The organism is Actinomadura sp. KC06, assembly GCF_004348735.1.
Lineage (GTDB): Bacteria > Actinomycetota > Actinomycetes > Streptosporangiales > Streptosporangiaceae > Spirillospora.
In genome coordinates this window covers 1-26,745 of sequence record NZ_SMKT01000122.1, presented here as the reverse complement: position 1 = coordinate 26,745, position 26,745 = coordinate 1, and the positions used below count along the sequence as shown (strand labels likewise).

Annotated in this window: 26 protein-coding genes; all 26 read right to left on the bottom strand. The window is 66.3% G+C overall.

The window, feature by feature from the left end; genetic code table 11:
- Positions 1–274: 274 nt before the first annotated feature.
- Entirely contained in the window at positions 275–781 is a 507-nt protein-coding gene (locus E1287_RS30670) for a hypothetical protein (protein WP_131968756.1), read from the bottom strand.
- A 314-nt stretch (positions 782–1,095) separates the two neighbouring features.
- Positions 1,096–1,881, bottom strand: coding sequence for a hypothetical protein (locus E1287_RS30665; RefSeq protein WP_131968755.1), 786 nt, complete (start codon positions 1,879–1,881; stop codon positions 1,096–1,098).
- Between the two features lie 56 nt (positions 1,882–1,937).
- The gene (locus tag E1287_RS30660) at positions 1,938–3,488 is read right to left on the bottom strand and encodes a YifB family Mg chelatase-like AAA ATPase (RefSeq protein ID WP_131968754.1); all 1,551 of its coding nucleotides are present in this window, start codon (positions 3,486–3,488) and stop codon (positions 1,938–1,940) included.
- Between the two features lie 181 nt (positions 3,489–3,669).
- Positions 3,670–4,647 carry a DUF3560 domain-containing protein gene (locus E1287_RS30655; RefSeq protein WP_165969256.1) on the bottom strand — a complete coding sequence of 326 codons (978 nt, stop codon included), beginning with the start codon at positions 4,645–4,647 and terminating at the stop codon, positions 3,670–3,672.
- 156 nt (positions 4,648–4,803) lie between these two features.
- Positions 4,804–5,286: a DUF3085 domain-containing protein gene (locus tag E1287_RS30650; protein WP_131968752.1), complete on the bottom strand. Its 483-nt coding sequence runs from the start codon at positions 5,284–5,286 to the stop codon at positions 4,804–4,806.
- A 52-nt stretch (positions 5,287–5,338) separates the two neighbouring features.
- Positions 5,339–5,908, bottom strand: coding sequence for a hypothetical protein (locus E1287_RS30645; protein WP_131968751.1), 570 nt, complete (start codon positions 5,906–5,908; stop codon positions 5,339–5,341).
- Positions 5,909–5,984: 76 nt separating this feature from the next.
- A complete protein-coding gene (locus tag E1287_RS30640; protein ID WP_131968750.1) occupies positions 5,985–6,260 on the bottom strand; it encodes a hypothetical protein in 276 nt (91 codons plus the stop codon).
- A gap of 1 nt (position 6,261) precedes the next feature.
- Positions 6,262–6,648, bottom strand: a complete 387-nt coding sequence (locus E1287_RS30635) for a hypothetical protein (protein WP_131968749.1) — start codon at positions 6,646–6,648, stop codon at positions 6,262–6,264.
- 96 nt (positions 6,649–6,744) lie between these two features.
- Positions 6,745–7,191 (bottom strand): hypothetical protein, encoded by a 447-nt coding sequence (locus E1287_RS30630; protein ID WP_131968748.1) that lies wholly within the window; start codon positions 7,189–7,191, stop codon positions 6,745–6,747.
- Complete coding sequence (locus tag E1287_RS30625) at positions 7,188–7,472, bottom strand: hypothetical protein (protein WP_131968747.1); 285 nt, start codon at positions 7,470–7,472, stop codon at positions 7,188–7,190. The genes E1287_RS30630 and E1287_RS30625 overlap by 4 nt, the downstream gene beginning before the upstream one ends.
- Positions 7,473–7,699: 227 nt before the next feature.
- On the bottom strand, positions 7,700–7,930 hold the full coding sequence (locus E1287_RS30620) for a hypothetical protein (protein ID WP_131968746.1): 231 nt from the start codon (positions 7,928–7,930) through the stop codon (positions 7,700–7,702).
- Positions 7,931–7,972: 42 nt separating this feature from the next.
- Entirely contained in the window at positions 7,973–9,151 is a 1,179-nt protein-coding gene (locus E1287_RS30615; protein WP_165969255.1) for a DNA cytosine methyltransferase, read from the bottom strand.
- A 229-nt stretch (positions 9,152–9,380) separates the two neighbouring features.
- Positions 9,381–9,647, bottom strand: coding sequence for a hypothetical protein (locus tag E1287_RS30610; protein ID WP_131968744.1), 267 nt, complete (start codon positions 9,645–9,647; stop codon positions 9,381–9,383).
- A 68-nt stretch (positions 9,648–9,715) separates the two neighbouring features.
- Positions 9,716–10,144, bottom strand: coding sequence for a hypothetical protein (locus E1287_RS30605; protein ID WP_131968743.1), 429 nt, complete (start codon positions 10,142–10,144; stop codon positions 9,716–9,718).
- A 114-nt stretch (positions 10,145–10,258) separates the two neighbouring features.
- Positions 10,259–10,777 carry a hypothetical protein gene (locus E1287_RS30600; protein ID WP_131968742.1) on the bottom strand — a complete coding sequence of 173 codons (519 nt, stop codon included), beginning with the start codon at positions 10,775–10,777 and terminating at the stop codon, positions 10,259–10,261.
- A gap of 250 nt (positions 10,778–11,027) precedes the next feature.
- A complete protein-coding gene (locus E1287_RS30595; RefSeq protein ID WP_131968741.1) occupies positions 11,028–12,053 on the bottom strand; it encodes a DUF932 domain-containing protein in 1,026 nt (341 codons plus the stop codon).
- A 213-nt stretch (positions 12,054–12,266) separates the two neighbouring features.
- Positions 12,267–13,055 carry a hypothetical protein gene (locus E1287_RS30590; protein WP_131968740.1) on the bottom strand — a complete coding sequence of 263 codons (789 nt, stop codon included), beginning with the start codon at positions 13,053–13,055 and terminating at the stop codon, positions 12,267–12,269.
- Between the two features lie 73 nt (positions 13,056–13,128).
- A complete protein-coding gene (locus E1287_RS30585) occupies positions 13,129–13,638 on the bottom strand; it encodes a ParB N-terminal domain-containing protein (protein WP_131968739.1) in 510 nt (169 codons plus the stop codon).
- A complete protein-coding gene (locus tag E1287_RS30580; RefSeq protein ID WP_131968738.1) occupies positions 13,635–14,156 on the bottom strand; it encodes a hypothetical protein in 522 nt (173 codons plus the stop codon). The genes E1287_RS30585 and E1287_RS30580 overlap by 4 nt, the downstream gene beginning before the upstream one ends.
- A gap of 89 nt (positions 14,157–14,245) precedes the next feature.
- Positions 14,246–14,458 (bottom strand): hypothetical protein, encoded by a 213-nt coding sequence (locus E1287_RS30575; RefSeq protein WP_131968737.1) that lies wholly within the window; start codon positions 14,456–14,458, stop codon positions 14,246–14,248.
- A gap of 165 nt (positions 14,459–14,623) precedes the next feature.
- Positions 14,624–15,244: a hypothetical protein gene (locus tag E1287_RS30570; RefSeq protein WP_131968736.1), complete on the bottom strand. Its 621-nt coding sequence runs from the start codon at positions 15,242–15,244 to the stop codon at positions 14,624–14,626.
- Between the two features lie 174 nt (positions 15,245–15,418).
- Positions 15,419–15,787 (bottom strand): hypothetical protein, encoded by a 369-nt coding sequence (locus E1287_RS30565; protein WP_131968735.1) that lies wholly within the window; start codon positions 15,785–15,787, stop codon positions 15,419–15,421.
- 144 nt (positions 15,788–15,931) lie between these two features.
- On the bottom strand, positions 15,932–16,348 hold the full coding sequence (locus E1287_RS30560; protein WP_131968734.1) for a hypothetical protein: 417 nt from the start codon (positions 16,346–16,348) through the stop codon (positions 15,932–15,934).
- Between the two features lie 1,137 nt (positions 16,349–17,485).
- Positions 17,486–18,397: a hypothetical protein gene (locus E1287_RS30550; protein WP_207934560.1), complete on the bottom strand. Its 912-nt coding sequence runs from the start codon at positions 18,395–18,397 to the stop codon at positions 17,486–17,488.
- Positions 18,398–18,858: 461 nt separating this feature from the next.
- The gene (locus E1287_RS30545; RefSeq protein ID WP_131968732.1) at positions 18,859–24,135 is read right to left on the bottom strand and encodes an NACHT domain-containing protein; all 5,277 of its coding nucleotides are present in this window, start codon (positions 24,133–24,135) and stop codon (positions 18,859–18,861) included.
- Between the two features lie 721 nt (positions 24,136–24,856).
- Complete coding sequence (locus E1287_RS30540) at positions 24,857–26,629, bottom strand: BTAD domain-containing putative transcriptional regulator (protein ID WP_131968731.1); 1,773 nt, start codon at positions 26,627–26,629, stop codon at positions 24,857–24,859.
- Between the last annotated feature and the right edge of the window lie 116 nt (positions 26,630–26,745).

Here is a 26,745-nt window from a genome sequence, read left to right as displayed (position 1 = left end):
AGTTCGCTCCCTCCTGCGAGTTGTTTGGGCAGAGTCAGTCATTTTCGACACTGACGTCACGGAATTCCACGAGAAAGTTGTTTGGCCAGCATCTGGCGCAGGGCTCTGTGATTGGTTAGCGGCACCATGACGTGGATGGCGCAGGCCGCGGCCTGTCCGGGGCGGTGTAGGTCACCGTGAGCGGTGGCCGGTACTGCGGTCGCCACCGCCACGGCGACGGCCCGGAGTGCACGCACTCCCGACCGCACTGGCACGCGGGCGTGCTGGGTGTGGGTCAGCGATCTCGGGAGGCGTTGAAGGCGAGCATGAACAGCCGGTCGTACTCGTCTTGGCCGATTCTGTCGCCGAGTTCTTCTAGGTCGCCCACCACGCGCGCAGCGTGGTTGCTGGCAGTTTTGGGGCTCAGCTTGGTGAGGCGGGGATCATCGAGGTAGCGGGCCGGGTAGTGCTCGATGGCGAATTCGTCGTCTTCTTCGTAGTGCCGCTTGGCGACGTGCATGAGCGCAGCGCCTTTGTCCAGGTCGCTCATCTCGTCCCAGCCCGGCAGGACTACCATTTCCTGGTTGATGATCGAATTGCCGACGGTGATCCGGAGCGACGCCTCCTCGTGGTCGTCATCGAGGTCGACCGTCACGTTCAGGACCCCGTCGTCGTCATAGAAGAAGTAGCACCGGCGACCGTCGGGAAGTTCGATGCAGGGATAGGTGCTGGCAGAGGGGTCAGCAGCCAGGAAGGTCGCGCCGAGATTGTGGGCCCGGGCCTGGCCGGTAGTGAGAGACATGCGTGTACTCCTTCGTCGGTTCGCAGTTGGTTTGCTGGCGGATGTGCACGGTCGCGCCCGTACGGAACGCTTCGGGCGGTCTCGGCAGGTGCCTGATGGAAGAGTGGTGGCACCGCTGCGGCGTCCATAGAACGGCAGGCCGGAAGCGCCGGTCGGGCCTCGGCGGCCTGTTGCGGGTAGTGGGGCTCGGTCGTCAGCGGAACGACGCGGGCCCGTTTGGACATGGCACACATCGAACTCGCCTGGTGGGTGCCTGGTCTGCGTTCGGCGCACGGGCCACGACGCACCGCGCTCCGCTGGGCTCTTTGAGCCGTTTAGTGACGTGGGCTAGCGCTTGGCCTCGGGTGTGGGCGGCTGCGTGGTCGGGCCGCCGTGTCTTCGATGTCGTCGAGCCAGAAACAGCGGCGGCAAAAGCGCGAAGTCGAAGCGTTGATCCGCCCGCTGATCAATTCCAGAACGACCTGGGTGATATCGAAGGGCTGGAATTCTTTGGACGGGGCCCGTTTTCCCGCAGCGTCCGGGCACGTCGGGTCCACGTGCCAGCACCACGTCTCGACCAGCGTCTTTCCCACGGACCTCGTGTACTGCCAATGTGTGCTGACCACGACCGGGAACAGGCGGCCGAACCGGCGCAGATTTTCAGCGCGCCGCAGGTTCTGCCGATGCATGCTGTACCCGGGGACGACGTCCAGCAGGGTTTGGCCGGTGAGGACCGGGCGTTGGTTGATCCTCACCACGACCGCGTCGCCGCCGTCGTCGGGTACCACCCACCGGCTGTTGCCGACGCCGGGCGGACCGAGGGACCACACCTGCCCGCGCCGCAGGATGACCTCACCGTCACGGGCTTCGGCGAACGTGGCCCAGGCACCGACGCCGTATTGTTTGGGCTCATACAGCGTTCGCGTTCGCTGCGGGCGCCGCCATGTGCGCGCTTTCGGGGTTCGGGGTGGCGTGCGCCCGTGCACGTCCGCCATGTGTTCCACGAATTCAGCCGGGCGATCGAACTTCGCATCGCAGAGCCGCACCTGGCTGGTGTCGTCCCGGTAGGCGAGTCGACACCACGCGAAAAATCTCCCTCCGACCATGCCGCTTTCACGCATGCGTCGTCACACCCCCTTTCTGAGCGATGAATGAAGACGGAACTGGGCTGCTCGATCTAGCTGCCTGGCGGTTCGTCGAAGCTGTTCCACATGTGCACGGCCGTGGTGATGTCCTCGGGGCTCGGCGCGGTGCTACCGGCGAGGTCGGCGAGGGTCCAGGCCAGGCGAAGCACCTGGTCGAGGCCGCGGACAGTCAGCCGGCCGCCGGTCAGTGCGGCATCGAGAACCGCGGTCGCCTCCTTTGGAGGGGCGAAACGGCGTCGTAGTTCCGGGCCGGGGATTTCGGCGTTGGTGCGCCATGGCGTGCCCGCCAGCCGGCGTGCGGCGCGGTCACGGGCGGCCTGGACTCGGTCGGCGACGTGCCTGCTGGACTCGACCGACGCCAGGTCACGGCGAAGCTCGGCTGGCGATGCCGGGGCGAGCCGGTTTTTGATGGCGACCCGGTCCAGCAGAGAACGGGGCAGCCTGGCCAGGTAGCGCTCGCGGACGCCGGGCGGGCACGTGCACGCCTGCGCGGTCCGCGCGCCGCACGGGCATGGGCGGGCGGTCAGCACCGCGATCGTACGAGCGGGAAAGGTCACGATCAAACCGTTTCCGCTGACGGTGACCGTCCCGTCCTCCAGCGGCCGGACCAGCGACTCCAGCGTCCGGACGGCGAACTCAGGCACGTCCTCCAGGAACAGCACTCCTCGGTGGGCGAGCGATACCGCTCCCGGACGAACAGCGCGACTGGTACTGCCGCCGAGGACGGCGGCGCGCGACAACGTGTGGTGCGGCGCCTGGAACGGGGGCCGGGCCATCAGAGGGCCATCGGGTGGGAGGTCTCCTGCGAGGGAGTAGAGGGCGGTCACCTCCAGCGCGGTGTCGTGATCGAGGTCGGGCAACAGACCCGGCAGCCGCTCGGCGAGCATCGTCGCTCCGGTGCGGACGGGGCCGACAAGAGCGAGGTGGTGACCGCCCGCGGCCGCGACCTCGATCGCCTCGCGCCCGCTGGCTTGCCCTCTCACCTGAGCCAGATCTAGGTGACCGGGCAGCCTGGAGACGGTTGCGTGGTGGTTGCTGTCCTGGGCATTGCCGCCGTCGTCGGTCGGTGGCACGCCGCGCAATTGCGCTATCAGAGTGTTCAGCGAGGCGACGTCGATCACGTCGACACCAGGCACCAGCGATGCCTCGGCGGCGTTGGCCTGGGGCACGACGACCACGGTGGCACCGGCGTCGACGGCCGCCAGGACGGCGGGCAGCACGCCGGGCACGGACCGCACTCGACCGTCCAGGCACAGCTCCCCGATCAGCGCCGCGTTCGCGCACGCTTCGGCGGGGATGGCTCCGCTGGCCGCCAGGACGGCGACGGCGATGGCCAAGTCGAAGCCGCTGCCGTGTTTGGGCAGGCTGATGGGGAAGAGGCTGACCGCGATATAGCGATGTGGAAAGTGCTGGTCGGAGTTGATGATGGCGGCTCGGACACGATCGCGGATTTGGTTGCGGGCCGCGTCCGGGAGCCCGATCAGGTGCAAGCCGGGCGTCCCCTCGGTGAGCGAGGCTTCGACATCGACCACGGTGCCCTCGATACCTCGCAGTGCGATCGCGCGAGTACGGGCCAGACTCATGGCAGGTCAATCCTTTCGTCGTAGAGGTGGAGCGACGAGGGCACCGAGCAGAATCGAGCGTCGGCGGAATGGCCGGTTCTCAGGCGCCCGTACCAGCGCAACGGAATTGCGATATGGCTCACGGGCGCCTATTAGCACGAGCACGAAGATGGCGAGTCGCCGCGTCTCCCTGGTTTCGTGGCTAGTGGCCGGGCTTGAAATAACGGTTCTTGGTCTCGGTGCGCGCTATCGCCTCGCGGATCTCTTGGGCTGATGCGCGGCCCTCGACCTTGTCATAGGGAACCGTGTCGGTGCTGACCTTCTTGTCCTGCGGGAATTGCCGCCGGGCGTCGGCCACGGTGTAGATCCCGCGGGTGACTCCGCCGATCATCCACGGCACTGTGACCGACTTGTTGTTGACCCGGATGACCTCGAACCAGGTGCCGTGCCGTTTCACGAAGTCACCCACGCTGAAGTCGTCTTTGCTCCAGACCTTCTGCCCGGCTTTTTGTTTGTCGGCGACCACCTCGTGCCAGTAGCCCAGCTCCCCGTCGAGCTGGATAAGGTCGGCCGTCCACCGCGCGGCATCGGCCGGGGCGGGGGCGACCTTGCGGTAGATCTCCCCGCCGCAGCGCAGGAGCGCAGGCCCGCCGTCGTCGTCGCTCCACCGGTACTGGCCCTCCAGCCACCGCACCAGTCGCCGGCGCTGCCGTTCTAGCCGCTCGATCCGGCGCAGCACGGTCGGCAGCGCCTCCCGGTGGCCTTGGTGGGCTTGGGCGGCTCGCTGCCGTCCCGCCCAGTACTCGGCCTTGTCGTGCTCGGCCACGGAGGTGTCGTGCGCGCCCATCATCCGCCGGTGCGCGGCACGCGCCGAATCGGAGATCAGCGGTTGACCTAGGGGCCAGTGGTCGGCGGACTGGCGGTAGCGGGCGTACGCGGCCTCGCTGCGTGCCGCCGCGTTGCTCGCGTAGTCGGCGTAGCAGTCCGCGCGCTGGTCGGCGCGTTGGGTCCGCTCGGCCTCCTGCTCGGCGAAGCCGGTCGCAGGCAGCGTCGCATCGTCGATGTCGACTTGGACGTCGTGGCCCGCCGCCCGCAGTGCCCGCGCGGCCTGCTCGATCTCGTATCGCTTGGCCGCCTTGAACCGGCTGGACCGCAGTCCGATCCTGCCGATTGAGGGCATCCACCGCCATCCGCACCGCAAGCCGCGCAGGACCTCATAGACGCCGTCGCCCTTTTCTGATCCATCGATCAAAGTGCCGTCTTCACGGGTGTGTCTGATCACGATGGGCATACCAATCCCCCCAAACTGCCGTGCGTGTCCGGGATCGTGATTCGCCTATTCGTCTGAGGGGGCTCGCTCGCCGGGCATCGGTGGGATGCCGCGCTCGTAGCTGAGGCTGAGGTTGCTTTCGCTCAAGGTGATGACGAACCAGCGGTAGCCGTCCTCGGCGGCTGCGCGCAGCTCATCAAGCAGACCTGACTCGACCACTTCCAGGTATTCGGCGAAGTCGTCGCCGGGCAGCCCGGTGCGGTTCCATCGGCTCCACCAGTCTCCGGATCCGGGATCGAAACCGCGGGCGTAACAGCGTGGGACCCGACCGCCGGTGTCCCTTGGTGCGTTCTTGTCGGTGGACATCAGGTAGACGCCGTCGTCGCGGACCAGGATGAGGCAAGCACCGGCGTCGACGTCGAATCCCGGGTGGTTCAGAGTCGGACCGGGTTCCCAACGGGTGGTGTGCTCGCTGGCCGCTGCAGCGTCTTCGGCGAGCCGCAAGACCGCGGTCAGGTCGAACCGCAATTCGGCCGAGCATCTGGGCATGCCAATGCACTCCTTTCAGCCTGGGAATGGCATTTCTTAGATCAGCGGGTATTCACCAGGTGGTCTCTTCTGGTGGTGCGGCGGGAAAGTCGTAGCCGAGGTGCTTGAGTCGGTCGATCGCGCCGACAGGTGGGCGTGTTTGTGGCGTGTGGTAGATCCAGTGCCACGCGAATGGGCAGCGACACGAGGTCGGTTTCACAGTGGCGTCGCGGTGGCAGCGATCCGTGCACTGCGAGGGCGTTCCCGGGTGGCAGGGGAATTCAGGGCAGTCGATGACCACCACGTCGGCGTTTTGTGCGTGGGCGTCCCACCAGCTCGGCTGCCCCGGAATCGTCCCGTCGAAGGCGACCAAGCCCTGCTCTGAGTGGGCAAACCAGAGGTGATACAGCCACGCCGCTGCCTTTGCTCTATAAATGCTTTCAGCGTTCAGGACGTAGGTGTAGGGCTTCTCGCCGTCGTGCCGCTCTGCACCGGACACGTTGACGGTGTATGCGTGCATCGGCGGCTCCCCTTCCCCAGGAGGCTTCATCTCGCTCTCGCGCATCCAGGGCCTGCGAGTTTCCGCGACCAAAACGGCGGCGTCGCCGCTGGGCACCGCGGGGTCGCCCGAATCGCGGTCCATGCTCGGGCCGGACGTGGGGGCCGCCGGGGGCGCGCTGACGGTTAGCGTCACGCCCTCGTCTGCGCGGCGGTGGGTCTCACAGATCCGGCATGTCTCCCCGTGCGGGACGTGCGCCCTGCCAGGTGCAGTTGGGTAGCAGTTCGTCCAGGAACGCGGTCAGGCTTTTGTGCAGGACCGTGGTGAGGTTGTCGTGGCCGTGCTCGTCACAGATGATCTCGGCGGCTTCGTCGCCGACTCCGTATACCGACCAGGTTCCGTCGGCGTGCAGACTGAGCCACAAGGGCGCCCACGCGTCGATCGCGCCCGCACAGCCCGGGTGACGGCAGCCGACCCGATCGGGCTCTCGCGGCATGTCAGGTCACCTCGATCCTGCCGGTGAAGACGTCATCCAATTCCAGGCGCAGGCCGGGGACGCAGCGTTCGGCCAGTGCGATCTGGATCATTGCGTCGGTGAATCGCTCGGCCTCGGTGCGGGAGATCCATTGCCGGCCCTCGTCGTCGTACCCGGCGGCAACCCACGCCTCGATCAGCAGATGACGCGCGGTGTCGGCCTTGGCCCGCGCGATGCGGGCCTCGCCCTGCAGCCGCTTCCGCGTATCGGCCGTCGGCCCGTGCTGGTGGTTGGGTTCCGTTTCGTGCAGCAGGATTGCCGAATGGGTCGCGTTATTCTCGCGCTCGCCCGCGAGCCGGGCGAGTGTCTTGAGTATTTCCCGGACCGCCCGCGGCGAGTCGTCGGTCATGTGACTCTTATAGATCATCGACACTCCTCCCAGATATCTCGGTGAAAGAGCGGGCATCCCGGATGGCTTTCATGGAAGTTCGTGCGCCGACCTGCGTCACGGTTCGTCGGCCTGGAAACCATGGTGGATTTCCTGGCATTCAATGCACTCGGGATCGCCCGCATGCGCCGGGTTGACGAAATGCCCGGTGTCGGCGTGATGCCGATCGCGGCGCATGCACAACACGTCGGAGCGGGTCAGCCCGGTGCGGGTGCCGTCGCGCAGGAACGCGCGCAGCGCTTCAACGAGCTTGCGCACGCTGCGGTCTGGCACATTGCAGACCGGCCCTGCGTAGTCGCCGTCGGGGCCGATCAGTTCGACGCCCCAGCCGTGGTTGCTGGCGCCCAGCGGCCCGTGCATGTCCCCGACCGACAGAACGCCCATCCCTTCGATCGGGACGTAGATGGAAGAGCTGCCACCGGTGTCCTCGACGTAGGCGGTCCCGAACGCCTCGCGCAACGCCGCCACGGCCTCATCCCCGCCCGGCCATCGGTCGTAGCTCATGGCGGGTCCAGCGTGTCCAGGGGCCGCCAATGCCGGTACCGGACCACCGTCCCGGGCGTCGGCTCGGCCCAGTGGTCATTGGTGCCGCGCAGCTCGGGATTGAGGACGTGGAACCAGTCCCCGGTGTATTCAGCGACCGGTTCGCCGCAGCCGCACACCGCGACGGCGGTCTGCCCGGCGGTGACATGGTCCAGGTGAGCGCCCGCCAGGCGCACCGCCGCACGGCAGCGCCAACCGGCCACGTGTTCGCCGTCCCAGACCATCCGCAGCAGCGGGCTCAATGTTGCTCGGAGACTCGTTCTCAAGGTCGGCAGAAACATGGTTGATCGCCTCCAGCAAGGCCAACCAGATCGTTTAAGGGTCAGAAGAAGTCATGCCGGAAACCACTCGCTTCGCGGAGCGGCACCAGGTGGCCGACGTGCGTATTAAGCACCCCGGCTCCACACTCGCCGCTTGGCGATAGCGCGCCTCGTGATCTCGCCGTCGGGACTGCGGCCTCTTCCCGCATTCACCGGACGCGAACCAGCGTGGATGCGTCGAAGATGGCGGGTGAGGCTCCGTCATCGCAGACGTGGTGGAGACAAGTCTCGTCGCCGCGCTGCACAGGGTCTTCCAGCAGTTCTTGCCAAGCGCCGGGACCGTCCATGTACCAGGGCGCGTAGCTGTCGCCAGCGGCCAAATCAGAAACGAAAGCACTAGACTGGTCGTGGTCGTCCTCTCTGCGCGTGGTCGTGCGCACCGGGACCCTCCTTCATGCCTCATAGGAGCTCGAAATTTGCGGTTAAGCGGCGAGGGCGTACCTGATACGTCCGCCCACCCATTCGGCGATATTCGAGGGAACGGCGTTGCCAGTGAGTAGCCCACCTGGCGTGGCACCGTGGGGGACCTTGTCCCGGTCGGCCTTAGGAAACCGAGTTACGAATTTCCAGCCGTCGGGAAACCGTTGGGCGTATGCCTTTTCCGGGGTGGTGAACATCCGCACCCGGCACCCGTCGATGGTCCGGTCGTCACCGGGCTGGACCAGCATGTGGTGGGTGCCCGCGGCGGTGATTGTGGCGACCGGGCCGTCCAGCGATTCCGACAGCTTGTGCCGCCGCAGGATCGCCACGAAGGGGCGGCCGCCCCACTGGATCAGGCCGTGTCGAATCCGGGCTCGGGTGGCGGGCGCGTACGGTCCGCGCCGGTGCCCGTCGGCGACCAGCCGCATCGGCAGCGACCAGTCGATCCCCGGCGCCATCGCGGTCGTGGCCGGTTCGACGCGGCCATGCCCGGCCGGGCAGAGGTAGTAGTAGGCGCCGTGCCTGCCGGTGCCGGGGTCGTAGGCGCCGATCAGGTGGCCAGCGATCCTGGTCGCGGTCGGTTTCCAGCACCGCACGCCCTGCACGGGGCCGCACACGCGGCAGGTAGCCGCCGGGCGCACCTCCAAGTCGACCTCGATGCCCCGCCTGGCCAGCACGAAAACCAGACGTTCGCGGACTTGTGGGGCGGCCGGGTTGCCGGGCGAGGAGATGTGCGCGGCGTTGACCGGGACGATCCGGGTGGTGTAGTTCATCGCCTCGAAGACCTTCAGCCACGGCTCGAACAGGTCCCAGCGCGCGAACCGCAGGACGTTCTCCCCGACGATCACGGCCGGACGGTGGATCTGGGCGTAGCGGATCAGGCACCACGCCGTCGCCCGCGTCGCCGCCCACGGCCGCTGGCGCTGCTTGCGGACAGCGTTACCGCCGGCAGGTGCCGCCTCGGTGCAGATCGGGCTGGCGACCAGCACATCGGCGCCCGGCACGCTCAGCATGTCCAGCCGTGAGACGTCCTCCACAATGCCGTTCACCGGCCGGTTGAGCAGGACTGTTTGCACTGCGGCCTGGAGATGGTTGACCGCCGCCAGCGTGTCGTAACCGGCCAGCGCGAACCCGGCCAGATCACCTCCACCACCGGCCATCAGGTGCACCGATGTCAGCACGCCGTCCCTCCCCCGAGTACACAAAAGGCTCCGCACCGGTATCCCGCGGCGCGAATTGGTTGGGTCTGTCATTTCGAGGAGCGTGACCGCATTCACGCAGAAGCGCCGCATCGTTTAGCTAGCGTGAGTTGGTGCCCTTTAGCGCGGTCGGCTTCCCCGTCGTGGCTGGAAGAATCGGCGTCGTCCAACCTCTGCACGGCGCGGTAGTGGGCCGGATCCCTACCGTCTGCTAGGCGCTTTGGGCGGTGATCGGCTGCCCGCACACGTCGCAGATCAGGTCGTCATCGGCGGTACCGTCGGGGATGGTCCAGGGATAGACCTCACCGATCGCGTCAGACCATTCGGGGAACCGATCCGACAGTTCCAGCCCGGTGCCGATCGGCATGCATGACACGCAGATCAGCTGTCCGGCCTGCCATTGCCAGGCGACGAGGTGTTTGATGGTGTCACCGTTGGTGGACTGCCATCCCGATGCCGCAGGCCAGCCGAGGATCATGAGTGTCTTCCCCCTTTCGTACGTTGCCGTTCGTGGCCGCGCGGACCCCGTCCTGCGTCACGACGCGATCAGGATCTCCACGGTTGGGTGCCGTGTTCGCCCTGGTGGGTGGCGGTGATGTCGTTGGGGGTGTGATCGGTGATGGGCTGCCAGCCGACTGGTTCGCACGACAGCCACAGCAGCCCGATCTTGACCAGGTCTCCGACGCTCAGCGAGCGAAGGCGGCGGCGGTAATAGTCCGTGCTCAGTTCATGGAGCTCGTTGCCGATCTGGAACGCTGTCTCAGCGAAGCGAACCGGCTCGGTGCCTTCGTTGGCCTCCATTGAAAACTCGAACACCTTCACCACAGGATGGCCTTGCTGGTAGCCGTCAAAGCCCAATGGTCTTCCCGCTGCATCCTTCGATACGTTATGGAAAACCTCAACCGTCACGGTAACGTTCACCACGTCCCCCTCTTTCTGATGCGTCAATTTCGCGGCAGAGATATAGAGCGTCACCCAGCGCACATTTCTGCGGCCAGGTGCTCGCGAGGAGTCGCCGTATCGGCCTTGGTTCGGCTTGGCGACGCGCGGCTCGCCCTGCCCGCACTGCCAGGCGGTGCATTGCGCGGGTTACAGCGGGGGCAGGGCCGTGACGGTGGCCTTCGGGTGGGCGGCCCGTGCCCGTTCCAGGCAGGGAGCGCAGAATGCTGCGTCGGTCAGGGCGGGCTGTGCGCCGGGCCTGGTTTGGTCGGGCTCGGCCCAGGTGAGGATCGCCACTGGGGTGGCCAGGTCATCGGGCTCACCGGAGTGAGGGTCGCCCTGGCACCACACTTCCGACCAGGTCCATGCCTTCCATCCGATCGCGTACATGCCGTCGGGGTCGGGCTCGATCCGTTCGGGCTCGTCCCCTTCGCGGCCTTCGGTTCCCGGGACCCGGCAGATGATCGCCTCGCCGTCCCAGAACAACTCCTCGGCGTCGTCGTAGGGCTCTCGCTGATTGGTTTTGGTCACGGCTTCGACGACTCGTTCTGCGGTCTGCTTGGTGAAGCGAGGGCAGGCGGCGCCGTTCCAAGACGTCCAGGTCGCCACCTCAGCGGGAAAGACATCGTGACCATCGATCGTCACATATGCCTTGGCCCAATCGTCCATATCGTCACTCCTCATCGCTCTCTTTGGTCGGCTGCATTCAGGGTGATCGACACGCCGCAGCGACCGTCGCTGCACAGTTGGTCGATACAGATGCGCATTCGCTCTCAGAGAGTTAATCTCTGCGCCTCGCACAATTCGCGACGCACACTGCGGCGCATCACGGTGCCTGCGTTTACGCGGGCCAAGGATCGGTGGGGCGCGGCGCGGCATTCGGGCCCCGCGCCCCACCGAGACCGCTCCGGCCAGGGAGCTAGGCCGCCAGGAGCGCCGGGCCGTCCTGCACGGTGGCCAGCGTGTGCAGGGTGGCGTGGTCCAGTTCGTCGACGCCGCCGGTGACAGCACGGAGCATGTTCCGCTCGGCGCGGACCGCGCCGCGGACAGTCTGCTCGTGGTGGGTGTAGGTGTTGACCGCCTGCACTACGCCCCAGGCGGTGCCCTTCCACGGCGCCACCCGGTTGTCGTGGTTCCACAGCCGAGCCAGGGAGTCGCGCTTGTTCTCGGCCATGGTTCGCGAGCGGCCCGGCTCATCCGGCATCGGCACGTGGGCGTCCAGGAAGGCGTTCCACTCGGCGTCGCTGACGCTGGTGTTGCACAGCGCGGCGACCTCGGCGGCGAAGTCGTCGGCGACCTGATAGACGATGTTGAGCGCCTCGCGAGCCTCGCCGATGCGCAGCTTGGAGTGCCGCGAGTGCTTGATCTTGACCTGCTGGCCGGCCTCGCCCAGCCCGGCCGCCATCGTGTTGTCGCACACGATGCTGGTCACGGCCCGCTTGAACGTGGTGGCCAGCGACCCGTCGAAGGACGTGGCGCCGAACAGGTGGGGACGGAACTCAACGCCTTCGGGGGTGGTGACGTTGTCGGGGACCTCGACCGACACCCAGGCGACCGCGCCGTTCTTGAGCAGTCCGGCCGATCCGATCGACAGGTCGTCCTCCAGCAGCGTGCCGATGGTGTTGATCAGCCATTCCACGTAGGGGTGCGGTTCGTACCCGTCGGTGAACAGACCCATCAGGTGGCCGGTGTCGCTGCGCATGATGGCTTGGCGTCCGGGCGCCTCGACCAGGCCGCCGGTGACCGGGCTTTCGACATAGACCGGGCTGGAGACCGCCTCCCAGTCGAACAACCGGCGCTTGACGTCCTCGACCGGGATGGCGCCCGGGTAGTGGTTGGGTTCGGCGCCTTGCAGGTCGGCCCGGTAGTGCCAGGCCGTGCCACGCTTGTCGGTGAACCCGATCAGCGTGTTCTCGTTCAGCCATTGCAAGGTTTCTTTGGACATGCGGGACTCCCCTTTCTGCGGGAATGGCCTGGGGCGCCGCGGGCCAGCGTGGGCAGCCCGGCAAGGGGCGGGCTCGCGGGCTGTCCTTACGGGCAGCGGCGCCCCAGGGGAACAAGCACGCCCCGAGGGCTCGGCCCTTGGGGCGTTAGCGGTCAGCCGGTACGGCGCAATACGGGGCGTGGACGCCGCCGGGCTGTAGGCGTCGACGTGCGGTCAGGAATGGAATTGCCAGGTTCCTGGGTGGGGCGCGTCCAGCGGGTAGGACGGTGTGTGGTTGCCGTCGGGGCAGGCCGGGTCGTCGCGCAGATAGGTCCAGGCGCGACCGTCGTCGTTGATCACCGCGCGGCACCCGTCCCGGGTACACCGTCGCTGCACCGGGTGGAAGACGATCCCGTAGACGAATCCGCTGTCGCAGCGCACCAGGAGCGAGAGCTCACCGTCGCGGGTGATGTAGGTCCGGGCTCCCAGGCCCATTGCGAACAGCCGGGATAGGCCGTGCTGCCAGGAGGTGACCGCCTCCCGGTATTCCGGCGAGCCGACGCCGAAAGCGGCGCCGAGCCGGTCACAGTGCGCGCTGGCGGCGGCGATGACGTCGGTGGCCTCCCGCGCGACGGTCAGCACATGCTCATACGGGCGCTGATCGATCCGCTCAACCGGTGGGACGGGCGCGTCCAGGTCCGGATAGGTGCACGGCATCACGTCGATCAGTTCCACCGCCAGCAGGGCGCGAGCGGCGAAGGCGTCGGCCCGGTTCAGCGCCGCGTCGCAGATCGCCTCCCATTGCGTCTGTGGGATGGCGAACTGGCCGGGGATGAGCTGGCGGTCGCGGTCGTAGTCGTCCAGCGACTCGCCCAGCGGCGCCAGCAAGGCGGTGAACACCGCGCGCACCACCCTGGCGACGATCTCAGCAGGACTCCCGGCGCCCTGGATCTGGTTCCTGATCGCGGTCAGCTCGTCACCTGTCAGGGCGCGCTGCGCCCGGTAGGTCGTGGTGGAGGACAAACGAGGCTCCTTTCACCAGGTTGAATCGGGGCGCCGGTCCATGGCGGGGCACTGGCAGAGTCGGCGCGACGGTTCATGGCGGGCAGGGGTGCTTATCGCCGCCGAAGATCCGCACCTGGTACTCCTGGTCTTCATCCAGGACCACGATCGGCAGCTCGGTGACGCCGTCGCGCTGGGCGCGGGCGATGCGATGCCACCCGTCGATGATCATTGCCCCGCCGTCGGCCTCGCGGAGCCGCACCGCGATGATCGGGCGCTCTAGGTCCACGGCGGGGATGTGATCCTCATCCAGGACGATCGCACCGAGCCATCCGAACCATGGCCGTGGGTCGAACCGGTGGACCGGTAGCTCGGCCGCGATCTGCTGGGCCTTGGTGATGTCCCACCGGAAGGCCAGGAACTGAAACACTTCGTGATCGCTCATCGGCTCCCTCCGCGTGTGATGGTGATCGGTTGCGGGAACTTCCGCAGGCTCGCCGCGCAGCGGGGTACTGGCATCTGCCCCGGCCAGGGGACTAGGGCGCGACACGACCAGGACCACCCGGCTCTGACCGGACCAGACGCAGCGGGTCTGAGCGGTCACGGTGTCGGCTCGGTCAGGGCGGTCCAGCGCTGGCCGTCCCAGATCTCCCAGCGGGCTCCTTCGGGCAGGGGTGTCTCGGCAAGCCGCGCGGCCAACGCGTCGCGGTGGGCGGCCGTTGCCGGCGGATCGATGTCGATCACGGACTCGGGGTAGCCGTCCCGCAGAACGGTGCGGGCCAGGGTCTTCCCCCGCTCCTCAGCCAGGGCGAGCCGCCGAGCAAGCTCGTATTCATCGACCAAGCAGTCCAGCACCTCATCGACGCTTACCGGCTCGCCGTGGCGGCGGCACTGCACGGCGAAGCCTTCGAGGTCCTGCCAGGAGAAGTCGCTGTCCGGGGCGGGCCGGAACCGCGTCCGGTCATCGTCGCCGCCGTCGTGCTCGGCAGTGCCGACGATGCGCTGCCCCACGGCCAGCACGGCGGTGATGCAGATGGTCGCCAGGCCCATTTCCTCGCGATACTCGACGACATGCAGATCGGTGTTCGGCACGCTGAGGCCGCTGTGCGGAAGGTCGATCATGGGCGGCTCACTTCCTCAACTGGTTGTGCGGTGTCGGCCCGGGACGCCGAAGTAGCTGATCAGGTTCGGAAGTCGCCCGGAGATGCGGCTCACCAGAACCAGCGGTTGATGCCGGGCGCGGTCTTGGTGACGGTGGCGCGGTAACCGCGGGCGTGGCGTGCGGTCATCGATTCCCGGAGTCGGCGAGCGGCGACCTGCTCGGCCTCATGGGCACAGGCGGCGTTCTCGACCGGGGTGACGTACGTCCACTCGTAGCCCGACGGCTCCTCGGTGACGTCTAGCGTCACGGTGTACTCGCTCACGGATTCCCTCCTCCCTGCGTCGGCCGGTGCGTCGCCGTAGGGACGGGAGGAGTCGAACCCCACCTTCCGGGCATCCGCCCAGGACCACGTTCCCGACAGCGGCTTTCGCCCCTTCGGGTTCCGCCCCTATGGGCCGCTCACCGGGAGCGGCCGGTCGATGCCCGGCTAGATCCACACCTCGGCGGCCAGCCGGGCTTGGCAGCGCGGGCAGAACAGCCCGTCGCGCGCCCATCCGTCCTCGTCCGCGCGGGTCAGGTCGGTCCAGATGATGCGGTCGTGTCCGGTGTCCAGCGTGAAGTCGCAGGCGGTGCAGCCGATCTGGACCTCGCTGGAGTTGACCGCGATGACGTAGGTCGGTTCCTCGCACGTGATCGCGCGCACCTCGACAGCGGCTTTCATGAACCCGCGCCCGCCGGATTCAATGGTCAGGAACCGGCGGCCGTCGGCGACATCCCACAGGGTGCCGCCGAAGTCTTCGGACAGATGGTTCTCAAAGTTGCAGGTGCAGAACGAGTAATCGGTGGACACCTCGTCGGCTTCGATGCCAAGCGCGGTCGCCAGCGCGTGGTGCAACACCTTCTGCGAATCGCGCTCGTGGAGCAGGCTGTACCACCGTTCGGACTGGTAGTAGGCGTGCTCGTCGACGTAGGCGTCCAGCGCCTCATTCAGCGCGTCCTCGACCTTGCGGTCGACCGGCCCGATCGCCTCCAGGAACTCGCCGGTGTCCACCGTGAAGGTCACATCGTCGAGGCGGTGGACATCGATGCTCACCGCGATCGTGGTCATGCAATCCCTCCCCGCAGATGGGAGGTCCCGCAGGCCCCGTCCCCCCTGTCGGGACCTGCGGGACCGGATCGGAAAGAGTGAATTCGCCGGGCTCGCGGCAAACAGCGCCCCGGCGAAGGCCCCGGGCCCTGCGGCTCGGGAAGTGTTCGCTCGCGCGCACACCGGTACGGGCGCTCACGCGAAGCCGTGCTCGATCAGTTCGCTGTAAAGGCGCGGCAAGTCGTGATCGTCGTAGTCGAAGGCCGTAATGAATTCGGTGACCGGCTCCGGAACCGTCGCGCTGACCCACCGGTAGCCCTCACTGCTTGGCGCATCGATGTCGACGAACACCTTGTCGGTGACGGTGACCAGCACCGGGCCGGACGGCACGTGCTCACGGACCCGGGCCAGGACGTAGCGCGCGATGGGGCACGCGCATGGGTCTCCCGGGCGGCCGGTGATCTGCGTCGCGCGCAGCCTCGCGGCGACCGCTGAGTGAGTGTTTCCCAGCTGGCTCAGCACGTGCGCCAGCCACCGATCAGTGATCGCATCGTTGATGGGCATGCAAGAACCCCCTTTCGTCCAGGTCGGCGCGCGCCAGAGCTGAGCGTCGGCGCACCGATCGGCCGGGGTCCCGCAGGTCCCCACCCCCTCGCCAGGGACCTGCGGGACGATCAGACGGGCCTCTACCGGACCCATGCGGTCAGCTCAGCCGAGCCAGGAACAGCCGTCCCACGGCACGAAATCGGCGCCGCAGCACCAACACCGGGCATCCACCTCGGTGATGCTGGCGACGGTGCGGCAATCGCTGACCGGGCAATACTTCAGACAGTCCAGTTGCACGCAAACCGCGATCTCGAAAACCCGCAACCCCGCGGTCTCGGACAAGTCGGCGCCGCGCTCAAGACGGGCCAACACGTCAGAATGTTCGGCGCTGTGACCATGACCGGGGCAAGAGCAGTAGATTTCCGCGACCGCAGCCGCACCGGTGGCGTCGGAGTCGTCCGGCTCGGTGGCCTCCGCCCAATCGCTCAGGAGGTGAGCCAGCGCATCCATGGCCAGCACCGGATCATCGGTCACGATCGGCTCGGTCTCGGGCAGGCAACCGGCGTAAGCGTCGCTCACGTGGAAGTGTGTGACCGCCGTGACGGTGCCTGTCAGGGCGGGTGTGGTGACATGAGGCGTCATTGATCACCTCCGATCGAGGGGTCCAGCGTGGGGTGACGGGTTGCAGCGATCCGGCGGGCGCGGAGGGCGGTGAAGAATTCTCCGCAGCGGAGCCGGATTCCAGCCGCGCGATCACGGAGTCTGCCGATGTGCCGGTGGTTGCCGCATTGGCCGTAAGTGTCACGGCGGTACCGACGTTCGACAGCGCGTGCGGCGAAGAGGTAACAGACCAAGTTGGCCGCGTGCGTGACGCAGGCGCGTTCGTTTTCATCGCCGTGTGCCCGGACGCATAGGACGGCCGGAAGGTCGCACCAATCGCACTCCGCCATCGCGGTGGGCTCAGTGATCAGGAGACGGCGACGGAACATGGGGAATCTCCCTTCGGGACGCGGCGGTACGGGCCAGGGCCGCAAGTGGAGCCCCGGCCCGTCGTTCCGTGCCGGGCTTATGCGAGCCACGCGCGGCATAGGTTCTGATGCCGCGTTGTGGTGATCGAATAGGAGACGTCAGGGATGATGATCTGGCCAGTGGCCAGAATCCACGCAATCGGGGTCGCCCATGAGCGCACTGTGTAGACGATTCCCGGATTGCGATTGTCAGCGTCGTACCTCCGGACCCATTCGACCGGGAGCCGCCCGGTAGAAGACGGCGCATAATCCACGGCGCTCATAGCGCCGTGGCTTTCGAACGGTTCCCGGCTGGCGAGCAAGCCGGACGGTCCGCCGACGTCCGTTCGTATTGAGACCTTGCTCATGTGAATCACCTCGGTTGCGCCAGATGCGCATGGTCCGATGTGTCGTCGTCCCCCGTAGCGCCTTCACCTATATACGTCGCCGAAGAATCCCCAAATACCGATCATGGCGGAATTTTCGTCAAGCGCGAAGATGGCCCATGAGGAGCCCATGAGGTAGGCACGGCGCGCGGGATCTTCTCACCTTTGCTCCTGCGTCCGCCGTGCCGTTCGGCGCCTTCACTTATATACGGCGCCAGCAATCCCCCGAATACCGATCTTGACTTAAATTCCTTGAACCCCGTGGCCGTTGAAAGACGGAGTCCCCGAACGGGTACCCGTTCGGGGACTCTGCGGAGAGCGTTCTACTTGGTTTGCTTGGCCCGAACGCTCTCATAGATCATTTCGTCGCGGGTTTCGTCCAGACGCGCGGACAGCTTGCGCCATTCCTTGCGCGCAGCGTCCGACGTGCGCCGAACCTTCGATGACGAGTTGCGGGGACCGCCGTACAGGGACTGCGCCGTTTTCGTGAGGATGCCCGCACGGCCGAGATCATCGGCTTGGCTGGCGTAGTCCATGATCCGACGCAGGGTCGGGAAGTCCGAGCCGTCACCCCAAGCGGAGCGGAAGATCGTTGCGCTGTAGCCAGCCACGTACGGGACGACCGCCAGTGACGCGACGGTGTCAGCGTGCGGAATTCCGCGCATGAGCTGGAACCCGGGGGTTTCGTCCAACTCGTCCGCAGGGACGTCCAGGCGGTATCCGTTGCGCGCGGCAGCGTCCCGTACGGCCCAGTAGTGGAGCGTGTTTCGGGTGACGATGATCGTCTCACCGTTGCGCTTGACGTACTTCCATGCCTGCTCTCCGCTTTCCACGGAAGCCACGGCGCACGTAGTGATGATCTTTGCCAGACGCTTGGCGAAGATCAACACTGCGTCTTGGGTCGTGTCATCGCTCACATCATCGGTGCCGTACTTCCCGATGCCGTTGCGGACCATCGTTGCGCTACCGTCCATGCGCTTACGGGACCGCGTGTAGTCGACGGTGCGGCAGTAGGCGCGCGCAATGCGCCCCAACTCCGCGAAGTCATCCGCCGTGACTCGTGACATGTCCTCTGCCGTCAGTTCCCCACGCGCGCGATTCTCGGGGATTCTCTGCGAGCGGCGATTCGACACGATCACTCTCCGATCGCTTCGCGACGGGCGCCCTTTTGCGCTCCGTCTCGACAGTTCCAGTATCCACCCCATTTCAAGGAAATGCAAGACATTCGAGCGCATTCGCACCATTCTCGTGCGCCATGATCAAAGGGTCGACCCAGCCAATTCACGCAGCCTTCGCCAGCCCGACAGACAACTCTCCCTAGCCGACAATCAAATTAGCCCTATAACCGTAAACCACGAATCCGATTAACTCCACAGCCGATTATCAAACCTCCACCCATACCCTCAGCAGCACCCACTCACCTCTCCTGAGAGCAGGCAGTATGTTAAGTCGGGGCCGCATATGGGTGGGCCTACGGTGCCATCACCAGGACAAATGCGAAGACCGGGGCACCCATTCTTAGTCAGGAGGGTAACTGGCGGGCCTATTGGGAGGGCGGTTGGGAGGCTCGGCGCATCTGTCGGGAACCAACGAAGATGAGCAATCGCCGTCGTAGTTGAGCACGAAGTGAGCAGCGGCCGACCTACTTGAGCGGTGCACCCACCCGCGTCTCAGAGGGATCGACAGGATGGCGTTGTCAGTGAGCGGCGAGGTCCAGTGCGGCAAGGCAGAGTGGACCTTCATGGTTGGTGAACGGATTGTGCACGATGGTGTCGGGTGATGCGGATGCCAGGACGCCACTGGCCGCTACCGCGCCCTGCTGAGGTAGGGCACCCGCTTGGCGTAGGAGGATGGCGAAAAGGTATGTGCGTTGTAGCGGTTGCAAGTCGGGACATGCGTCGGCAATTGAGTCCCAGGGACCCGAGAATATGGGGCTGTTCTCGCGGATGTCCATCGGTTCACTGAGCGCGGCCTTGAACGCTTCGACGGCGTCGGCGTCCACTCGCAGCCGCCGCATGAGCGGCTTGGTGAACATGGGCAGATACAGGTCGGACATGCCCATACGGATGCGGGTGTGGGCGCGGGTCACGATGGCGGGCAGATCTTGCGGTTCAGCTACACCAAGCGCGATGGCCAGCGTGTCATCCCAGTCGCGGTGCTCACGAGTCGCACGGTCTGTTCGGAACCACGATTCGAGGTCATGAAGGGCAGCGATGGACACGCTGTCCGCCGGAAACAGCTGGACGAACAGGGCCAGCTGTTCGCTAACGTAGATGTGGCCTGACCCGGTGTCGATCGCGTCTTCGGTAAGGATGGCCTTGAACGCCTCGTCGGACACATGCCAACTGTCTCGGTCCAGCAGTGAGTCGAGGACTTGGTCTTGCCGGCGGTGTGCCGTTCCGCCGAGCTTGGCCACGAGCGCGCGGAGGACTCCTTCGTCGCCTCTGTTCTCTTCCTTTGCCCACAGGAGAAAGTGCCGATCTTGCCGTAGTGCGGCATCGGTGTCGGCCTCGCGGCGTAGCATCTCGGCGATAGCGGGGTACCGGGACGCGACGGTTGCCAATGCTGACATGACATGGCGGCGTTGCTCGCTAGCGGTTCGACGCTGCCGGTCAGATGTGCTGTTCAGGCGCTCGAAGAGATCGCCACCGAAGTGGACCAGCAACCGTTCCCAATTCTCGGCGAGCAGGTCTACCAGGATTTCGTCCACATCACCGTCGTAGAGGACATCCAGTTGGACGCCGGGCGCCTGCCCTGAGTGGCCGATGGTTTCCTGGATATCGTCGCTGAGCGTGAGATCCCCGAGCATGAGCATGCCGATCCATGCCAGTTGCCGGCGTTCTTCGAGTTCAGGGCCGTAGGCGCACAGGTCCTCTTTGATCTCCTTGCGTAGCCATTCCATTTCGGCGGTCAGCGTGTAGGCACCAGCTACGTCGTCGTGGGCTTGCTGGTGACGCTTGATCGCTTGGATGAGCCCGATGAAAGCGTTGCGGCGAACCTCGGTGTCGGGTTCGTTCTTCCATTCCGCCATAATGTCGATGAGGTCGTTCGCGGCGAGCGAGCTGCGTGCGAGTTCGAAGGCCAAGACTTCGCGCAGCTCTGGTTCGACGTGCTTGAGCAGGTTCAGGGTCTTGTCGAGGATTCGGCGGGAGGGGGCGTCGGTCCTGCCGCAGTACGCCCTGAGAATCGCGACCGGAATGGTGTCCGGAATGCCTGAGGTGATGGGCTTTGGGTCGTGGATGAGCTTGTCGGCGAACTCCTGGACCACTAGTTGCCCGGGCCAGGCGGTGATGACGGCTGGGACGTGCCACATCAGGTGGTGGGGATTCACCGCCGTGCACAGCGCCGCCAGCTCGGCCGGATCATAGCTGGCGAGCATTTCCCGCGCGGCTTCCCCTTCGCAGCCTGGCTCCCGGGCTTCGTCCTCAAACCGCTTCCAGGCGTCGGCTGTCGCCTCGGCCACGACGACCTGTTCTTCCGTGCGACCACGTTCATCTGGCTGGCGTAGCAGGGATACCAAGATGGTGAAGCCCTCTTGCGGGCCGAGCACGTCGATGGCAACGCCGGCCAGGGGCGCAGCGCGCGCGTAGTCGCCGCGGAGCCGGCTGGCGAGGGTTGTATGGACATGCTCGTCGTCTGCGTACCGTTCGACCAGCGTGCGGGCTGCGGCGTAGGGCCGCCATGTGTCCAGCCCACGCAACAGCACCGTTCGGGCATCATCGGGTGGCAGCGTGGTGGCGAGACCGGTGACGCTGTACGCCGTCAGTTCCTTCAGCTTGGCATCCACGTACGTGTAGAGCGCCTGAGTGAACGTTGGATCGTCACGCCACTGCTGCGGAATCATGCCGACGTTATACAAGGCCAGGCCGCGTCCCTCGGGCTCGGCGACTTTTGCGGCCACCCATGCCTTGAAGCGACTGTCATCGGCGAAGGCGTTGCAGGCGAGGCTCCACGCAAGCCCTCGGTCGCCACCGGTGCGTCCATTCGTCGTCAAGGTCTCCAGCGCGAAGTCGGCTACCTGCGTGTCGCCGGTGGCGGCGATGTTGACCAGGTCCGATGCGGGCCACGGCCCCAGGGAGTGGTCCTCGTGGCGGAGCAGTGACAGCAGCCAGGCACGTTCTTCCGGCCGAAAGAGCGCAGCGTTTCCGGGCGGGGTGCCGCGTTGCAGCAAGTGCAGACCGACCAGCCGGAGCGGTATGGACGGCTGGCGGCGGGCCCAGTCGATCAAGCGGGTGGTATCGCGTGCATCCGCCCAGCCGTTGCCGAGGGCGAGGATGGCGGCGGCCTGTGTTGCCGAGGACGGCCCGGTCTCGGTGAATGCCACCAGCCGGTCCAGCAGGCGTGACTGGCCGCCGAACCGGTGTGCGAGGGCCAGCGCGGCGTTGACCTTTACGTTGTCCTCGGGGTGCCGGATGCCCCAGAGCAGGTACTCGGCCGCGGCGTCGTCGGGGATGTCAAGGTCACGCAGCGCCCGCATGGTCGGTGACGGGTCGGGGCGGGGCGCGATGAACCACCGTTTCATGATCGGAAGCAGGTGAGTGCGGGCGGAGTGGCTCGCGAGCGTGCCGACGAGTGCGGTGATGAGGTTCGCCCGATGACGCAGCGACGGGTGGGTCTCGACACGTTCGACGAGGCGATTCGAGTACACGGTCTGAGATCTCGGGGTGACCTTGACGCCTGCGGCGAGCGCCTCGGCGAGCAGCTCGTATCCGTCGACGTCTGCCCACGGCCGGTCACCGGTGCCAAGCGCCGCGGTGAGCAGTGGTTCGGTTGCGTGAGGGCTGACCTGCGCGGTCAGCAGTGCGAGGAGCACATCGCGCCAGGCCGGATCATGGACGAACTGCCCCACGGCCTCGACCTGTGCGTCGGTGGGCAGTGTGGCGAGGTACTGGCCGGCCATGTGGTCGAGCACGACCCGGTGTAGGAAGCCGATGGCACCGGCGCCGTGCGACACGATGAGGCCGAACTCGTCTTCCGCCATGGCCAAGACCTCATTGGCGATCTTGCGGGCGGCAGGTTGCTCGTAGCCGAGGACTTCGTCGTCGGTCATCGACTCGACGATGAGTTTGCGCATCTCCGGCTTGGTGACGGCGCCGGCGGGGCCCTTGATACGAAGGCGGTAGGCCACGGCGGCGAACAGGGTGGTCACCTCATTGGCTGTCAGCAGCGTCCCCGTCGCATGTGAAGCGCGTTGCCGCATCTGGGGATGCTTTTCGATGAGGAGCTCGACGAGCCGGGCGTAGATCTTGAACCGTTGCCGCGGCAGGGGCTCGCCCTGCCAGGTCGTTGCCAGCAGCGTCAGGAAGAGGGGAGACCGGGAGAGCTCGGCAAGTTCGGGGGTGGCGGCGAGCTGGTCGAGGAACGGTTCGACGCCTGCGCTCCACGGCGACCGGACGGCCGGGACGGGTTCCGGCTGTGTGACTGGCCGGAGGAGCCCGGCCGCGATGGTGCGGCGCTGATCGTCGGTAAGCGGCGTGATCTCCGCCTGTGCCCACGGGAGCCGCCAGTTGAGCCGGTCGACCGCGTACGGGCGCGTGGAGAGGATCGCTGAGGCGTTGGTGCGCCCGAGGAACGCCTCCAATGTCCCGAGGGCGCGTTCGGCTGCGCTAACGTCGCTCCACTCGTCGACGCCGTCGACGAGCAAGAGCAAGCGGTCGTCGTGCAGGGCGCGCTGGACCAGCGGCCAAAGGTGTGCGGCGCTCTGCGACTTCAGCCAGGCTTCGGCCGCCGAGACGAGCGAGTTCTCCGTCGACGCTTCCAGATGGCGGCACAGGAACCCGAACGGCAGCCAGATCGGCAGGTCGGTAGCGTGTTCCCGCTGTAGCGCGATCGATTGCGGCTGGGACGAGAGCAGATCCGTCGCCGCGAACCGCAAGAGGCTGGACTTCCCCGCTCCCGGACGGCCGATGAGCAGCCAATACTTACCTTCGGCCAGCCACTCGTCGGCCCTGATAGTGCCGCCTGTGGCCGACGTGGACTGGGTTGTGCTGTTGAGCAGGTGGCGGGCGGATCTGAACGACTGGCGGCGGGCACCCAGCCGGGAGGCGATGTAGGTCTGCCCGTCGACCGGACCTTGCGCAGGGTGCTGACCTTCATCGGTCGCCTCGGGCCGTTCGGTATCGAAGATGTTGGACTGCTGACGGTTGGGCTCGACGTCCAAGATCACGAACTGTTGCTCGGGTTCGGTGTTCTCGATCGAGTGGACTCCGCCCTGGGCGTAGAAGACCGCCCGATAGAGGTCACGCAGCTTCGCCCGTAGGTCTCTGACGTCCTGATGGGGCAGGTTGTTGGCGAGGGCTTGGGCTGCCTCCAGGCCGCAGAAGCGCTCGACCCACGGCCGGCCGAAGAAGTCCTCGACGATGCGAGGGTGGTCCTTCAACAGCGTGGAGACCTCCTGCACACCCCACGGAACGAAGGTGATCCCGAGTTTGGCCAGACGTTCGGTCTGCTCGCGGATCGCGGTGTCCAGCTTCGTGGCCTGCAGGTCGAAGGAGGTGGCGAAATGGAAGACCGCCGTTTTCTTGGCCCATTCGCCCTTCAGCAGGTCGTCAACAGCCTTCTTGATCATGCCTGCGGTCAGCGATTCGACCCGCCGCGACTGCAGGGTGATGTAGTCCCGGCCGCCGGTTTCACCGTCTGTCAGGTCCAGTGGGAGCCGGGCGTAGGCATCGATCCCGGCTTGGGCCTGACCTGGAACGCCGAAGAGCTTGGCGTACTGGACCGGCCGGACCGCCTGCAGCAGCTTGAGGAACAGGCGTTCGGCGTCCGGCCAGTGCAGGTCACCGATGGGCAGCACCTGAGCCCTGGTGTCGATCGGCGGTTCGGGAAGCGGCCCTGTAGGGGCAGCCCACAAGAGCGCTTCGGTGCGGTCTGCGCCGTCCGTCTCGTCCACATAGGCCATTATCGTCTTTCCTTCACCGTAGCTTGCGGTGCTCCAGCCGCTGGCGAACACGACACGCCCGATCTTCCGCATCAGGTCTGAAACAGTCGTGCCTTCGCCACGGTTCGAGTGGGGCCAAGGACGTCGGTGCAGCGTTTGGTGGAACTGGCCCACCAGGTCCAGGCCGCGGATGCGCGCGGCGCACGGATCTGCCGCAAAGCGGCACTCGGAGCTCCTGCACCCACAGTCGCGGCCTCTGCCACCTCGGCAGTATCAACACGAGTGTGGCTCACGCTCCATCACCAGCAGGCCCGAGATCAAGGCTCTCAACGATCCGCACACCCGCGAGAATTTCTCAACTACCCCGGACGCCACGCAGCCGACGACTGCTCATCTATCCGGAAAATCCCAGGAAGAGTGCTCATCTTCGTCAATTTCCTACAGCATCGCCGGCTGCCCGCCGAGGTTGCGTTCATCATCCCCTGCAGCCCTCACCCTGCGCCTCATACGCGAGGGGAATGCGCGGGCCGATACCGGCGGGCAAGGAAGCATGAGAAGCTCTAAGGACTGGCGGCGTGAACGTTACATGTGGGGCCGCGTTACCCTGATTCGCGTCACGATGCTACTCGGCCACTCCAAGTCGCCTGCGAACACGCTGATCCATCGGCCCCCTATGAGGGGCCAGCGTTGGGTTGACGCACACCAACGCATAATGCGAGGAAGTTGAATCGTAGTGCGAGGATGCCCTTACCACCTTTCTGTACGCTTGCTCAAGCGGGATTGATCGCAGGGTCATCACGGGGCGTGACAAATGCTAAGAGTGCCGCGAACGAGACTGCCGGCGGGGGTGGAGTAGGCGCCAGAGCAGTTGTTGAGTCTCTTCGCTAGGGTCGATGCTCAGATCTTCCAGGTTGGCTTCCAGTAGCCGGTGAGTACGACGGACTGCATCAAGGCGTCCCAACTTGGCCTGCAAAATCATGATGTGTTGGTAGATTTCTTCGGCGTAGCGGTCGATGTTCTGCGCTCGGTCAAGTGCAGCCAGCGCACGTTCCGGTTCGTTGTTTCGTTCGTGCAGATCGGCCAGATGGATGAGGGCTTCCACGGCCTGGCGACGCAGCGCCTCACGTTCGGGTTCGATCCATTCATAGGAATGGTCAGCGGCGAGGTTGCCTTCGTACAACTCGGCGGCCTTGTGGAGAAGGTCGGTGCGCATTTGATCGTCGTCGGTCTGAGCTGCCTGATGCAGGGCCGCTTGGAATGACCACAGGTCGACGGCCAGGAGATCAGGGTCAATGCGGTAGCGGTCTGCGATGACGATGATGAAGTTCTCGTGGCGGAGCCCGGTGGCGTGGCGCAGTTCTCGGCGGACGTCGTTGAGGGCCGCGTGGAAGCGCATGACGGCGCGGCGATGGTCGACCTGCGGCCAGAGCGCTTCGAGGACCGCGTCTCGGGTCACGCCGTCGGGGTGCAGGGCAAGGTAGGCGAGGAGCTCGCGGGCGCTGCCGCGGATGCCGGTGGCGAGCTCGTGGCCGTTGACGGTGAGGGCGGGTGGACCGAGTACTCGTAGCCGTGCAGGCCGTTCTCCTGCGGGAGGTTGTGGGGACGCGGCCGGCGGTGTCGGGGCTGGTGTCGCCCTGGTCTGGTCTGGTTGTTCGGGCTCGGGCTCGGGCTCGGGTTCGGGGGCGCCGTGGGCGGTGCGGATGACTTCGAGCACCTGGTGGGCGTCGTCGGTGGTGGCGTGGAAGAGCCGAAGCCCTTGCCACTGGCGGGCCTCGGTGTCGTCGGCTTCGCTGGTTGTGGTGACGTGCCCGCCGTTGTCGAGGTGCAGCGCGGGCCCGGCGGGATGCTCTCCGAGCAGCACCACAGCGATGTCGTAGACGCTGGCGGAACTGCACACGGCCGCCAGCTGGTGCTGGTGTTCCTCCTGCGGTGTGCCGATCAGTACCAGCCGCGGTAGCGGCTCGGTGGGATCGGCATGGCGGATTCCGTCCAAGTCGGTGGCATGGTCTGCGCTATCCAGTAGACGGGCGCGGTGGATGCGTTCGGATTCCAGTCGTCGCAGAGCGGTCCCCAAGTCCCGGGTCACGTCCAGGGCGCGCACATGGTCGGCGGTCGCGGCAATGTCGTCGGTGTCGAGTTGGAGTAGGCGCGCGGCGTCGGCGCGCGGGATGAGGATCTCTACATCGTGGTCGCCTGAATGGGTGAGCAGTGTCAGCAGTAGGGCTCGCGCCGCCGCGTCGGCGCCTGGGCCGCTCAAGCCCACTAGGAGTCCACCGATCGGCACCGTGAGCTCGTCATTGTCACGGACGCCGAGTGAGAGGTTCCCGCTGGAGGACAAAGGGAACAGATGCAGTCCGGAGTCATCGGCTGCCTGGTCAGGGTCGGAACGTCCGGACTCACGTGCCTCAAGGTCAGCGCGCCTCAGCCGGCGCACGGTTGGCGACGGCGGCGGCTCCTCGCGGGCCAAGTCGGGACCGGTGGCCGGTGTGCGGTGTCGGCGCCTGCGGTGCAGCCGAGTCACCACGAGCGCGGTTCCGACCCCGGCGGCGAAGGACAATCCCACGATGGCACCGGAGGGCAACTCCACCGTGAACGGATGATCCGAGGAGACAGGCGGCTGCGATGGAGGGTGCTGCGATGGCGAGTCTGGCGGTGGTGTCGTTCCGGTCGCTGTCGGCGTCCCAGAGGGGGTGGGAGGGGGCG

Bases quoted from the DNA above. Each gene is read 5' to 3' on its own strand.
- E1287_RS30545 (WP_131968732.1), bottom strand. From the start codon at position 24,135: ATGCGGAAGATCGGGCGTGTCGTGTTCGCCAGCGGCTGGAGCACCGCA.
- E1287_RS30565 (WP_131968735.1), bottom strand. From the start codon at position 15,787: ATGCCCATCAACGATGCGATCACTGATCGGTGGCTGGCGCACGTGCTG.
- E1287_RS30550 (WP_207934560.1), bottom strand. From the start codon at position 18,397: ATGCGCTCGAATGTCTTGCATTTCCTTGAAATGGGGTGGATACTGGAA.
- E1287_RS30570 (WP_131968736.1), bottom strand. From the start codon at position 15,244: ATGACCACGATCGCGGTGAGCATCGATGTCCACCGCCTCGACGATGTG.
- E1287_RS30645 (WP_131968751.1), bottom strand. From the start codon at position 5,908: ATGGACCGCGATTCGGGCGACCCCGCGGTGCCCAGCGGCGACGCCGCC.
- E1287_RS30595 (WP_131968741.1), bottom strand. From the start codon at position 12,053: ATGTCCAAAGAAACCTTGCAATGGCTGAACGAGAACACGCTGATCGGG.
- E1287_RS30650 (WP_131968752.1), bottom strand. From the start codon at position 5,286: ATGCCCAGATGCTCGGCCGAATTGCGGTTCGACCTGACCGCGGTCTTG.
- E1287_RS30630 (WP_131968748.1), bottom strand. From the start codon at position 7,191: ATGAGCTACGACCGATGGCCGGGCGGGGATGAGGCCGTGGCGGCGTTG.
- E1287_RS30610 (WP_131968744.1), bottom strand. From the start codon at position 9,647: ATGATCCTCGGCTGGCCTGCGGCATCGGGATGGCAGTCCACCAACGGT.
- E1287_RS30670 (WP_131968756.1), bottom strand. From the start codon at position 781: ATGTCTCTCACTACCGGCCAGGCCCGGGCCCACAATCTCGGCGCGACC.
- E1287_RS30665 (WP_131968755.1), bottom strand. From the start codon at position 1,881: ATGCGTGAAAGCGGCATGGTCGGAGGGAGATTTTTCGCGTGGTGTCGA.
- E1287_RS30580 (WP_131968738.1), bottom strand. From the start codon at position 14,156: ATGATCGACCTTCCGCACAGCGGCCTCAGCGTGCCGAACACCGATCTG.
- E1287_RS30655 (WP_165969256.1), bottom strand. From the start codon at position 4,647: ATGCCCTCAATCGGCAGGATCGGACTGCGGTCCAGCCGGTTCAAGGCG.
- E1287_RS30640 (WP_131968750.1), bottom strand. From the start codon at position 6,260: ATGCCGCGAGAGCCCGATCGGGTCGGCTGCCGTCACCCGGGCTGTGCG.
- E1287_RS30600 (WP_131968742.1), bottom strand. From the start codon at position 10,777: ATGGACGATTGGGCCAAGGCATATGTGACGATCGATGGTCACGATGTC.
- E1287_RS30660 (WP_131968754.1), bottom strand. From the start codon at position 3,488: ATGAGTCTGGCCCGTACTCGCGCGATCGCACTGCGAGGTATCGAGGGC.
- E1287_RS30635 (WP_131968749.1), bottom strand. From the start codon at position 6,648: ATGACCGACGACTCGCCGCGGGCGGTCCGGGAAATACTCAAGACACTC.